Source organism: Pseudomonas sp. MWU13-2862 (assembly GCF_023242495.1).
Taxonomy (GTDB): Bacteria; Pseudomonadota; Gammaproteobacteria; order Pseudomonadales; family Pseudomonadaceae; genus Aquipseudomonas; species Aquipseudomonas gingeri_D.
The window spans coordinates 480,365-492,186 of sequence record NZ_JALMEZ010000002.1; the positions used below are offsets into that span (position 1 = coordinate 480,365).

9 protein-coding genes are annotated in these 11,822 nt (G+C 61.6%); 2 read left to right on the plus strand and 7 right to left on the minus strand.

The annotated features are described in order from the left end of the window. The 5 genes from M5C56_RS05600 to M5C56_RS05620 are packed head-to-tail and all read right to left on the minus strand — an operon-like array spanning position 1 to position 5,388. A complete protein-coding gene (locus tag M5C56_RS05600) occupies positions 1 to 459 on the minus strand; it encodes a VOC family protein (protein WP_103499230.1) in 459 nt (152 codons plus the stop codon). A gap of 11 nt (positions 460 to 470) precedes the next feature. Then, positions 471 to 1,511, minus strand: coding sequence for a glycosyl hydrolase (locus M5C56_RS05605; protein WP_103499231.1), 1,041 nt, complete (start codon positions 1,509 to 1,511; stop codon positions 471 to 473). Between the two features lie 12 nt (positions 1,512 to 1,523). Further along, on the minus strand, positions 1,524 to 2,318 hold the full coding sequence (locus tag M5C56_RS05610) for an SDR family oxidoreductase (protein WP_103499232.1): 795 nt from the start codon (positions 2,316 to 2,318) through the stop codon (positions 1,524 to 1,526). Between the two features lie 26 nt (positions 2,319 to 2,344). After that, on the minus strand, positions 2,345 to 3,835 hold the full coding sequence (locus M5C56_RS05615) for an aldehyde dehydrogenase family protein (protein ID WP_103499233.1): 1,491 nt from the start codon (positions 3,833 to 3,835) through the stop codon (positions 2,345 to 2,347). Positions 3,836 to 3,846: 11 nt separating this feature from the next. Further along, positions 3,847 to 5,388, minus strand: a complete 1,542-nt coding sequence (locus tag M5C56_RS05620) for an acetolactate synthase large subunit (protein WP_103499234.1) — start codon at positions 5,386 to 5,388, stop codon at positions 3,847 to 3,849. Positions 5,389 to 5,633: 245 nt separating this feature from the next. Between M5C56_RS05620 and M5C56_RS05625 the strand changes: the two genes are divergently transcribed. Then, on the plus strand, positions 5,634 to 6,392 hold the full coding sequence (locus M5C56_RS05625) for an IclR family transcriptional regulator (RefSeq protein WP_103499235.1): 759 nt from the start codon (positions 5,634 to 5,636) through the stop codon (positions 6,390 to 6,392). Between the two features lie 49 nt (positions 6,393 to 6,441). On the opposite strand, the gene M5C56_RS05630 is transcribed toward M5C56_RS05625, so the two are convergent. Both M5C56_RS05630 and M5C56_RS05635 read right to left on the minus strand, forming a co-directional pair. Beyond that, complete coding sequence (locus tag M5C56_RS05630; protein WP_247263027.1) at positions 6,442 to 7,767, minus strand: alginate export family protein; 1,326 nt, start codon at positions 7,765 to 7,767, stop codon at positions 6,442 to 6,444. 151 nt (positions 7,768 to 7,918) lie between these two features. After that, positions 7,919 to 9,367, minus strand: coding sequence for an APC family permease (locus M5C56_RS05635; RefSeq protein ID WP_247263026.1), 1,449 nt, complete (start codon positions 9,365 to 9,367; stop codon positions 7,919 to 7,921). 344 nt (positions 9,368 to 9,711) lie between these two features. On the opposite strand from M5C56_RS05635, the gene M5C56_RS05640 reads away from it, so the two are divergent. Further along, a complete protein-coding gene (locus M5C56_RS05640) occupies positions 9,712 to 11,763 on the plus strand; it encodes a methyl-accepting chemotaxis protein (RefSeq protein WP_103499818.1) in 2,052 nt (683 codons plus the stop codon). Positions 11,764 to 11,822: the final 59 nt, after the last annotated feature.

Consider the following 11,822-nt stretch of genomic DNA (forward strand, 5'->3'; position numbering starts at 1 on the left):
TCAAAGTGGGTCCAGTGGGTCTAGATTGAAATGTCGGCTCGGCGCGCCGGCGGCCTTGAACCGCGCCTTGCCACGCGCATCGTCGTGCTCGGTCTCAAGAAAGAACTCCATGCGATTGCCGTCAGGGTCGTTGAAGTACACGCCATGGCCGATTTCGTGGTCGGTGATCTTCACCACCTCGACCCCCTTGCCCAGCAACATGCCGTAGAGCTGTCGCAAGGTGGTCATGTCCCCGGCGATTTCCAATCCGTAGTGCTGCAACCCCAGCCCACCCTGATGGGCGCCAGGCTCTGCACGAATCAAGGCGATGTCGTGATGTTTGCCGCCAAACGCCATCATCACCCAGCTTTCGCCTCGGGCACTTTCATGCATGCCCAGGATGTCGGCGTACCAGCGTGCCGACACATCAGGGTCACTTACCCAGAGCGATAAGTGCGTACGAAGGATCTCGACTTTCATGGCGTGATACCTCAGTCTTTTTTGACGATGGATTGGTGCCCCGCCTTGATCTGCGCCACTGCGGGGGTCCAGAGCACATCGGCGATCTCACTGAATTCCCGCCACTGTTTCTGCCAGCCATCACCGCCACTCTCGGAGGTGAACAAGTGCCCATACTTGGTTCCCGCCACGATCTGTCGCGGGTTTGCCGGATTGAAGGCGATGGCCCAGACACAGGAGTTGGGTTGTTGCGGCAGTGGCAGCACTTCCCAGCTGAGCGCAGCATCATGGGAGACCAGGATCTTGCTGGTGGAGCCGGGCGTGCCATCGGAAATACTCAGGTACAGGTCGCTTTGCGTGCCCAACGGCGCGTTCATGGAACGCATGTAGTACAGGCCGAACGCTTCTCGACCGACAATGCCGGTCCAGGTCAACCCCTCATCCAGGCTGCGGTAGACGGCGTTGACGCAGACCACCACGATGACCTTCTGGCCATGATTGGGCAGTACCAGGATGTTGTGGACGTCCGAGTTGTAGTCCCACAGCAGCCGATCATCGACCCGCGTCCAGCTGTCACCCCCGTCACGGGAATGAAATAGCCCGCCTTCCTCAAGGCCGAACCACAGCTGGTTACGGTCCGTCGGGTCATAGGCGAAGGCCAGCAGGCGTGGGCGGCTGACCCCGTCGCAGAACTCCGGAATCTCCACCGGCGCACGATCCCAACTGAGACCCGCGTCCAGGGTCCGCCAGAGTACGGCGCGCGAAGGCGCACCGGTGCCGACGAAAATCCGTTGTGCGTCCTGCGGGTCGACGGCGACTTTCCACACCGTCTGCCCGTTGAACGGCGAGTCGACCCGCTGCCAATGGCCGCCGGTGTCGCGGCTGACGCACAAACCGACGTCCGTGCCGGCGTAGATCACCTCCGGCTCGCCGGGGTGCACGCTCAAGGATCGGGTGATGGCGTCGAACTCCAGGTCCTGCCCCAGGCCCAGGCGGTGCCAGGTACGGCCATCGTCGGCGCTGCGGATCACCGCTTGCCCTACGGTGGCCACCAAAAGGGTTCCGTTACTCATCGCTGTTGCTCCTCAGATGAAGATGCCACGGGTCAAGCCGCCGTCGATGCCGATGGATTCCCCGGTCACCGCAGCGGCCTTGGGCGACGCCAGGAAACCGATCAGCCAGCCCATCTCAATCGGTGCCAGGGTGCGACGAATCGGCGTCGCGTCGATGTAGCCCTGCTCGACCTGTTCCGCGGTCTTGCCCTGCTTGATCCCTTCGCGCTCGTACAGCTCGCGGATATGCGGGGTATCCACCACGCCGGGGTGAATCAGGTTGACCGTGATGCCCGAAGGGCCCAACTGGTCGGAGAGGGTTTTGGTCATATGGGCAATCGCCAGGTTGCGCATCCCCGAGAGGACTTTGCTGCTGCGCCCGGTGAGGCCGCCGATGTTGATGATGCGACCGAAGCCGGCAGCCTTCATATGCGGGGTAACGGCCTTGGCACAACGGAAGTAGCCGATCACTTTGGTGTTGAGGTCCGACAGCAACTCGTCGTCGCCGGCATGTTCGATGTCATTGCGCACCACGCCGGACGGCGCTGCGGCACCGTTGACCAGGATGTCGATACGACCGAAGTGTTTATGCGCGGCTTCGACCATGTCAGACACGGCCGACATCTGATTGGTGTCACAGTACAGCGGCAGTACTTCGTTGCCGGTCTGTGCGCTGATCTCTTCGGCAGCCTGTTGGAGAAACTCCATGCGGCGTGCGCAGATCACCACCTTGCACCCCTCCTCGGACAGAAAACGTGCGACTTCCTTGCCGATGCCCATACCGCCGCCGGTGACGATGGCCACGCGGCCTTTCAATTCCAGATCCATAGCATTTCCTCTTGTGATTATTCGGTTCAGGCCAGATCGACGAAGACGCTCTTGGTCTCGGTGTAGGCATCGATCACGTTTTTACCCATTTCCCGGCCCCAGCCGGATTGCTTGTAGCCGCCGAACGGCGACGCCGCATCGACCACGTTCCAGCAGTTGATCCAGACCGAGCCGGCCTTGAGCTGCGCCGCCACGCGGTGCGCCGAGCGCAAGTCGCGGGTCCACAGGCCCGCCGCGAGACCATAGGGAGAATCGTTGGCGCGCAGCACCAGGTCATCGATTTCGGTCCAGCTCATGACGGTCAGTACCGGGCCGAAGATCTCTTCGCGGGCAACACAGGCACGCTCGGCGCGATCGAGGAACACGCTGGGCGCAATGAAGTGACCGCGCTCCAGGTGGGCCGGACGGCCGCCACCGCAGATCAGTTCGGCGCCCTCCTCCTGACCGCGTTGCAGGTAGCCCTTGACCGTGCTCAATTGGCGGCCGGACACCAGCGGGCCCATGCTGCTGGCCGGGTCCAAGCCGTTACCGAGGACGTGGGCGGCGGCATGCCGCTGAAGTTCTTCCAGCACTTGATCAAGGACGCTCGCGTGCACATATAAACGCGAGGCGGCCGTGCACACTTGGCCCTGGTTGTAGAAGATGCCATCGGCGGCGCCTTTGGCGGCGCGCACGATATCGGCGTCCGGCAAGATGATGTTCGGCGACTTGCCCCCCAGCTCCAGCGAAACCTTTTTCATGTTGCGGGTGGCCGCTTGAGCGATCAGCCGGCCGACCTGGGTCGAGCCGGTAAAGGCGATCTTGTCCACGTCGGGATGCTGCGCCAGCGGCGCGCCCGTTTCCGCGCCCAGGCCGGTGATCAGGTTGACCACCCCCGGTGGAAACCCGGCGGTCTCGATCAACTGCACCAGTCGAATCGCCACCAACGGCGTTTGCTCGGCGGGCTTGAGCACCGCGACACAGCCCGTCGCCAGCGCGGGGCCAAGCTTCCACACGCACATGTTCAACGGGAAGTTCCACGGCACGATCAGCGCGCACACACCTACCGGCTCACGCAAGGTGTAGTTGAGCATCGGCGCACCGCTGGCCGGCGACACGGGCAGCGTGCTGCCTTCGATCTTGGTCGGCCAGCCGGCGAAGTAGCGAATGATGGTCGCCGCGCTGGCCGCTTCACCCCGAGCCGCCGAGAGGGGCTTGCCGTTCTCCAGCGTGATCAACTGCGCCAGCTCCTCGCGGTGCTGATCCAGCAGGTCCGCCAGCCGAAACAGCAGCAAACCGCGCTGGGCCGGTGACTGCAGCGCCCAGGCACCATTGAATGCCGCGCGGGCCGCCGCAACGGCGGCATCCACGTCGCGCGCGTCACCCTGGGCCACTTCCGCCAGGGTTTCTTCAGTCGCCGGGTTTTCCACGGCAAACCGCCGGCCAGCCGCGGCGTCCTGCCAACTGCCACCGATAAACAGGCGGCCAGGCCGGGAAAGAAAGTGTTGCACGGCAGGTAGCACTTCGAACTGTTTCATCATCGACTCCTTCACAGCGCCATTTCGATCAGGCAAGGACCGCCGTCGGCATTGGCATTGGCCAGCGCCCGTTGCAGTTCGGCATTGGTTCGCACCGTGCAGGCCGGCACGCCGTAGCCCTTGGCCAGGGCCTTCCAGTCAATCCGCGGGCTATCGAGTTCCGTCAGGCGCAGGGCTTCGGGCCCCATTTCGGTCATGCCGAAGCGGCGCAGTTCGTTCTGCAAAATCGCGTAGCGATGGTTGGCGGCAATCAGGATCACCACCGGTAACCGCTCACGGGCGATGCTCCACAGGGTTTGAATGGTGTACTGGGCGCTGCCGTCGGATTGCAGGCAAAACACGCGGTTGCCCCGCTCCGCCAAGGCGGCACCGAATCCCACCGGAATACCCTGGCCAATAGCACCACCGGTATTGGTCAAGACCCGATGCCGCGCGGCGCGGGCGGAGGCGGTAAAAAACGGATAGCCGCAGGTGCCGCCTTCCACGGAGACAATGCTGTCGTCCGGCAGCGATGCGGCCAACACCTGGCCGACGGACTGAGGTGTGAGCTCGAGATGGCCGGGTGGCAGTTCGATGCCCTGCGGCGTCGGCACGTAGGCCGGTGCATTGATGGCATCGGCCAGCGCCGTCAGCGCGCCGGCGACATCGTCGCCGACATCGGCCAACGCCAGCAGACGCTCACGCTCCGCGAGGCGCGACGGGATGCCTTCGTAGCCGAAATAACTGACGGGCTCCGGCACCCCGGCACACACGACCTGGTCGTACTGCTCGAGGATTTCAATGGCCACTTCCGGGAAATACGGCAGGCGGTCCAGGTCCGGCAAACCACCGCCACGGTAGCTGAGCCGTGGAAAGGTCTCGGCAAACAAGCGCACGCCAGGCAGTTGGGCCAGACGCCCCGCCGCTTCCAGCCCAGCGACCGACAAGCCCTCATCGCCGACGATAAACACCAGGCGCTGCCCATCACGCAATGCCTGCGCCACCGTCTCGACCCGGTCACCGGCAAACCGCCGAACCGGTGCCCGCATCGGCGCGAACACACCGTTGTGCGTCACAGCGCTGGCTTGCAGGTCCATGGGCAGAATCAGGCTGGCGATCTGCCCTTTGGCCTGCCAGGCCGCCCGCACCGCCTCCTGCAAATCCTCGCCGATACCCGACGCCGTGCGTGAGGTGCGCACCCAACCGGAGACGGTCCCGGCCAAGGCCTGGATATCACTGGCCAGCGGCGGATCGTAGTTGACATGCCATGACGCGTGATCGCCGATCACGTTGACGATGGGGGTATTGGCACGACGCGCGTTGTGCAGGTTGGCGATGCCGTTGGCAAACCCCGGGCCCAGGTGCGTCAGGGTCATCGCCGGCTTGCCGGCAATCCGGCCATACCCATCCGCTGCCCCCGTGCACACCCCTTCGAACAACGACAACACCGGCTTGAGTGCAGGTGCGCTGGCCATGGCCGCCACCAACGGAATTTCGGTGGTTCCGGGGTTGGCGAAGCAGTATTCGATACCGCTTGCCGCCGCCGCATTCACTATCAGTTGCGCACCATTCATTTTCAGCCCTCTTGCTTGAGCATTTGCAGTGATGAGATTTATCACACAAAAATATTCTACCAACAAGCAATTTATATATATTTATCTCGATTATTGAGATTTATACATATTTTTCAGGCAATTCGGCGCGCTCGAGATTGCGTTTTTCTTTCACTGAGGTAGTGTTGCGACAGCGCTTGGCGCTCCCGCAGGCTGCCTGGTCAACGCTGGAACGAAACACGTGCCGCCCCTTCTTTAGGAACGAAATGAGCAGTCTGAGCAAATTACTGAGTGTCCTGGACCTGTTCGGTCCACAGACGTTGAAGATCGACCCCGACACCATTGCCGAGCGCATGGGTCTGTCACGGGCAACCGTGTACCGTTACGTCAAGGATTTGTGCGAGGCCGGCCTGCTGACCCGCGTGGACGCCGGTAGTTATGGCCTGGGGCCGCGGGTCATCGAACTGGACTGGATGATGCGTCAGTACGATCCGATCCTTCTTGCCGGACGCGAGCTGATGCACGAGCTGTCCGCGCAAACGGGTCTGGCCGTGTTTGCGAGCGTTTTTTATGACGGTCGCATCATCAACACCTACATCGCCGAACCCACCGACACCTATCACTTTGCGTTCGGGCGCGGGCAACCGCTGCCGTTTTTTCGCGGCGCGCAATCCAAGGTATTGATCGCCTTTCAGAAAGGTCGTCGTTTGCAACGCTTGTTCGACGAACATATGGCCAACGACCCGGCCAGGCCTTATGACTGGCCAGACTTCTCCAAGGCGGTGAAAAAGATCCGCAAGGACGGTTACTGCCTGACCCATGATGAACTCAACCTGGGTCTGACCGGCATCGCCGCCCCCATCATCCAGGCGGACATCGACGAAGTGGTCGGCAGCCTCTCCGCCGTCGGCAGCACTCAGAGCTTCAAGCTGCTGCGCCAGGAAACAGTGATCGAAATGGTCGTGGAGACCACTCGGCGCATCGCCGAAAACATGCGTAATCAGTCGAGCAGCAGCGGGTCCTAGCCCATGGATCAACCAACGGTCTCTTGCCATGGACGCAGCGCAGGCGCGATCAGAACGGAACAGCCACCGTCAACTGGCTGTACAGGTTGGTGCCATTGCCGCCGACTTGATTGCCGCCCGTGGTTGAGTCCCGCCTGGGTTTGTAGAGTCCAATCAGTGGGGTAACAATCAAGTGCGGGTTCACCGCCCACTCGGCGTAGACATCCAGCTCACGGGCATTGAGGTTCAGCGCATTGCGGGTGCGCACCGTCTGGTAATCGAAGTACAGCGCGCCCAAGGTCAGGTTTTCCAGCGGGGTTGCCTTCAGCCCGACGTGCTGAATGCCGGTATTGCTGTTGAATGGGCCGGCGTAATTGCCGGCGACTTCACCCTGCAGCCAGGTGCCGTAGCCCATGCTCAAGCCGGTGAACAGCGAATCCCATTTCTGTGAATAGCGGGTATAGCGATAGGTCACCTTCGGCGCCCAGGCGGTATCGGCGAAGGTGTAGCCCGCTTCGCCGTACCAGGCTTGCTCCGGCCCGGCGTCCTTGTCCTGCCAGGCGTATTCGAACGCCAGGCTGACGTTCTTGATGCCCGCATCCCCTTCACCGCGCACGCTGTAGACGTTCATGCCTTTGCGCTGGCGCTGCAAGTCGCTGGCCCATTGATCATTCACGTCGATACCGTGTATCCAGGTCAGCCCCAGCGTACCCGGCTTGGTGGTGTAATCCAGCGTGCCGGCGGCCAGTTCGGTTTCAGCCTGGGCGCGGTTGTCGGACTTGAGCCACAGCAGGCTGCCGTGCAAGCTGTCTTGCCCACCCAGGCGCAAATACGCGGTTTGATCGAACGCATGCCGTGCCGCCAGGTAATAAGCGCCGCCACGGTTCATAGCACCATTGGCCGGCCCCTTGCCCAGGTTCGGCCCGTCATCGTTGATCAGGAATCCCCGGCCCAGCTTGACCACCTGGCGCCCGCCGGAAACATCGACGCCGTCCTTGCCCAATCCAGGAAACAGGTCGCCGGAGCGCCATCCCAGGTAGGCGTCCTCTGTCTTTGTTTTGCGCTCGCTACCCAGGGTATTGCCGGCCGGGTCGCCGTCGCCCCAGGTGGCGGAACTGACCAGGGCGAATGCCCCATAGGCGGTTCCCTTGTCCGCCAGGGCCTGGTCGCCACTCAACCCGTATTTGATAAAGCCTTCACGCCAGGTAGAGCCTCCTGGTGTGCCATTGTAGTTCTTGCGACTGTTGAACTGGCCGAACACCGCCGTCATGTCTGCGTTGAGGTGACGGCTCTCATCACTGTACAACTCATAGGCATGCACCTGGTTGATGGCGCAAAGCGCCAATGTGCTCACGAGCGTGCTACCGAAAACGGGGCGACGTGATGAATACCGCATGGCTCAAGCTCCTCGTGGTGCGCCTTTGAAGGATTTTTCTGGTATTGGTGCCACGTTCGCGACCAGGGCCGGCCTGCCGGACCCTTGCTCGCCAGTCACGCAATTGGCAGGCCGGTATTGCCCGGTCAATCGAGTTGTATCGAGTGCAGCCTTAAAGCTTGTGGCTGCCCAAGGCGAGAAACCGCTGTGGCGAGATCCTTCGCAGTCGCGCGGCGAGAACGACGCCGATGATCAGGGCCACGGGAATAATGGCGCAGAGGCCGTAGGACAGCAGCTGGCTGGCTCCGGTCAGTACATCGAAATGCACCACTGCCAGTACCAGCACGACCATCAACGCCAGGCACGAGAAACCGGGCAGGATGCACCCTCGCCAGAGCCCGACATCGAGTTCGGGATGACGTTGGAAGTAGACGCATACCGCAACGGAGGTCAGTGCCATCAGCAAGATGACGCAGAGGGTGGCGAGGTTGGAGAACCAGGCGAACAGTTGCAGGATCGGATCGGCATCCAAGGCCGCGAAAATCAATACCACCGCCGCGGCAATCAGGCTCTGCAACGCCGAGCCCATGTGCGGGCTCTGGTGCACCCGATGGGTGGTGCCCAACAGACTGTGCAACAGGCCGTCACGGCCGATGGCATAGAAATAACGCGCCGCGGCGTTGTGAAAGGCCAGCAGCCCGGCATAGATGCTCACCATGAACAACACGCGAATGATCTGGGTCAGATGAGGCCCGACGAAGTGATCGGACATGCCGTAGATAAACGTCGTGGGATCCTGCAGGGCCTGCAGCATCGGCACGATTTTGTCCGCGCCCACCCCCACCACCATCGACCACACCGACAGCGCGTAGAAACCGCCGATCAGCAGCACCGAGCTGTAGGTGGCAATCGGAATGGTACGTTGAGGATTTTTGGCTTCTTCACCGTAAATGGTGGTGGCCTCGAAGCCAATGAAAGCCGCGAAGCAAAACAACAGGCCGATGGACGGAGTACCGCCGAGCAAGTGGCTACGGTCGAACGCATCAAGGTTGATGCCGCTGTCACCGCCGGTTTTCAGGATAGCGAAATCCAGGATCAGGATCGCCAGGTACTCGGTGATCACCACCACCGACAGCACCCGCGCGGAAAGGTCAATCTTGCGATAGCCCAGAATCGCAACGCTCGCCATCGCTATCAGCGAGTAGGACCACCACGGCAATACCAGGCCGAATACGCTTGCCATGGTGCCGCTGACGACCCCACCGAACATGCCATACAGCCCGACCTGCAGAATGTTATAGGCAAACATCGCCAACACCCCGGCCGCACCACCCGCCAAGCCACCCAGGCCACGGGAGGTGAACGCATAAAAGCCGCCGGCATTGGTCAGATGCCGGGACATGGTGGTGTAACCCACCGAGAACGCCAGCAGCACCAGCAGGGTCAGGATCAACAACGCCGGGGTACCGGCGCCGTTGCCCAGCATGATGCCAATCGGGAAGCCACCGGCGATCACACTCAAGGGACTCGCCGCCGATACCACGAAGAAGATGATAAAGCCCACACCCAGGGCGCCACGCCTGAGCTCCGTGGAGCTGTTGACCGGGATAGATACACTCATTTTGTTGACCTTGTTGTATGAGGCAGTCGCTGTAGGGTGGGTCCGATCAAACGGCATCGGCACCGATTAGCGTTTTTGTTTTAGTTGCGCGCTGAATTTGATCCTATGCCCGCCCCTCGATCGCTCGCTATCCCAAATCGGTAGCATCCCAAGCGCCGCCCCAAAACAGGTCGAGGTTGCACGGTCAATCCCGCAGCTCTTGCCGATTCGGGATAGCCTCCCGACCTGCCATCCCCGCAACCTGGCATCACCCGCGCTATACCCGAATGCCGGCAAAGCCAATAAAAACGAGGGCTCGCTCCCCAGCCCATGATTGCCAACGTCCTGTATAGGAAGCCTCAGCCATGCGTCTAGCTCACCTCACCATCCAATGGCGAATCACACTGCTGAGCGGACTCTGCCTGCTGGCTGTGGTGGGAGCACTGATAGGCGCTTGCGCTTACCAGAATCAAACCAGTGCAAAGCTGCTCAAAGAGCAGAGCAGCCAGTTGCTCGAGCAGGCCGCGTTAGAGCACTTGCAGGCCCAGGCCGTTGCTCATGGCCAACAGGTGGAGCGCTTTTTCAACGAAACCGCGTTGTATGGCGAAGGGTTCGCGCAACAGGTTCTCCAACTGCGCGATCAAACGCTCAATGGACGTCTCACGGTTGCGCAGCTACGCGAAGCGCTGATCAGCACAGCCCGTGAAACACTGAAAAAGCGCGAAAAAGTACTCGGCCTATACGTCATCATGCTGCCTGACGCGCTGGCCGGCGCTGACGCTGACTGGCGCGGCCAACGCGCGCTGGCGGGTAATGAAACCGGCCGCTTTGCGCTGTATTGGTCGCAGAGCCAGCCGGGGCAGTTGGTGCAGGAGGTGCTGAGCGAGGCACAAATCGCCGCCAACACTGCACCAGCCGGCAGCGAACCGGAAAACGCCTGGTACACCTGCCCTCAGACACAAAAGCGGATTTGTGTGGTCGAGCCCTACACCATCGAAGTGGAAGGCCGAAAAGTCCTGATGAGCAGCATTTCCATCCCCCTGATCGTCAACGGCAAGGCCCTCGGCGTGGTTGGCATGGACATCAGCCTCGACACCTTGCAAAAGTTGGCCGCCAACCTCGGCCAGGACCTGTACCAAGGCAACAGCGAAGTGACCATTCTGTCGTCCTCGGGTCAAGTGGCGGGACGCAGTGGTGACGTCTCGGGCGCTACGCTCGATATACGCCAGGCCGTACAGACCGTGACAGGCAACCCCCCTTGGCAATTGGCTTTCAAGGTCCCGCAAGCACGGGTGCAGGCACCTGCCCGACAGATGCAAAGTGAACTGGACGACAAAAGCCGTGAGTCCAACTGGCTCAACCTGGGCCTGGGCATCCTTGCCAGCAGCCTGGGCATGTTGCTGATCTGGCTGGCTGCCTATGGCGTGACCCGCCCGCTGTTGAAGATGGCCGGACTGCTCGATGCCATCGTCGAAGGCGACGGCGACCTCACCCGGCGCCTGCCCGCCGGGCGTCACGATGAATTGGGCCAATTGGCCAATGGGTTCAACCGTTTTCTGGACAAGTTGCAGCCGATTATTCGCGACATTCAAGTCGCCTCCCGGGATACGCGCAACAGTGCCGATACCTCATCGGGAATTGCCCGGGAAGTCAGCGCAGGCATGCAACGCCAGTACCGTGAAGTGGAGCTGGCCGCGACCGCGCTTCACGAAATGAGTGCCAGCGCCCAGGAAGTGGCGCGCAGCTCCCACAGTGCCGCAGACGCCGCGACCGCCGCTGAAAGCGCGAGCCGATCAGGTCAGGCGGTGTTTTCCAGCGCCGAGCGCAGTATCGAAAACCTCGACCAGCGCCTGGACACCACCCTCAAGCAAGTGCATGCCCTCGCCGCCAGCAGCGCCCAGATCGGCCAGGTGCTGGACGTCATCAGCACCATCGCCCAGCAGACCAACCTGTTGGCGTTGAATGCGGCCATCGAAGCGGCCAGGGCGGGCGAACAGGGACGCGGCTTCGCGGTGGTGGCCGATGAGGTCAGGCACCTGGCCAGCAACACCCAGAGCTCGGTCGAGCAGGTCCGCACGGTGATAGAGACACTGCAACAGCTGAGCCAGGAGCTGGTGCACAGTACCCAACTGAGCCGCGAGCAAGCCGGTAGCAGCGTGATCCAGGTACAACAGACCCGCGCCGCACTGGAGAATATTTCCCAGGCCGTGAATGTGATCGAACAAATGAACCAGCAGATTGCAGGCGCGGCCCTGGAGCAAAGCACCGTGGTGGAAGATATCAGCCATCGTGTCGTTGATATTCGCGGCATCAGCGAAACACTGACCCATCGGATGAACGATGCATCCAGGGCCAGTGATTCACTCCATGAAATGGCCAACCATCAACAGCAGTTGGTCGGTCATTTCCGTGTGTAAGGAGGCACGGCGCTGCTGGCGCCTTGACTGAGTTACAGTGGCCGGTTTTCAACTCTCAA

Excerpts from the sequence above, each read along its gene's own strand:
- M5C56_RS05600 (WP_103499230.1), bottom strand. The coding sequence starts at position 459 with ATGAAAGTCGAGATCCTTCGTACGCACTTATCGCTCTGGGTAAGTGAC.
- M5C56_RS05605 (WP_103499231.1), bottom strand. The coding sequence starts at position 1,511 with ATGAGTAACGGAACCCTTTTGGTGGCCACCGTAGGGCAAGCGGTGATC.
- M5C56_RS05610 (WP_103499232.1), bottom strand. The coding sequence starts at position 2,318 with ATGGATCTGGAATTGAAAGGCCGCGTGGCCATCGTCACCGGCGGCGGT.
- M5C56_RS05615 (WP_103499233.1), bottom strand. The coding sequence starts at position 3,835 with ATGAAACAGTTCGAAGTGCTACCTGCCGTGCAACACTTTCTTTCCCGG.
- M5C56_RS05620 (WP_103499234.1), bottom strand. The coding sequence starts at position 5,388 with ATGAATGGTGCGCAACTGATAGTGAATGCGGCGGCGGCAAGCGGTATC.
- M5C56_RS05625 (WP_103499235.1), top strand. The coding sequence starts at position 5,634 with ATGAGCAGTCTGAGCAAATTACTGAGTGTCCTGGACCTGTTCGGTCCA.
- M5C56_RS05630 (WP_247263027.1), bottom strand. The coding sequence starts at position 7,767 with ATGCGGTATTCATCACGTCGCCCCGTTTTCGGTAGCACGCTCGTGAGC.
- M5C56_RS05635 (WP_247263026.1), bottom strand. The coding sequence starts at position 9,367 with ATGAGTGTATCTATCCCGGTCAACAGCTCCACGGAGCTCAGGCGTGGC.
- M5C56_RS05640 (WP_103499818.1), top strand. The coding sequence starts at position 9,712 with ATGCGTCTAGCTCACCTCACCATCCAATGGCGAATCACACTGCTGAGC.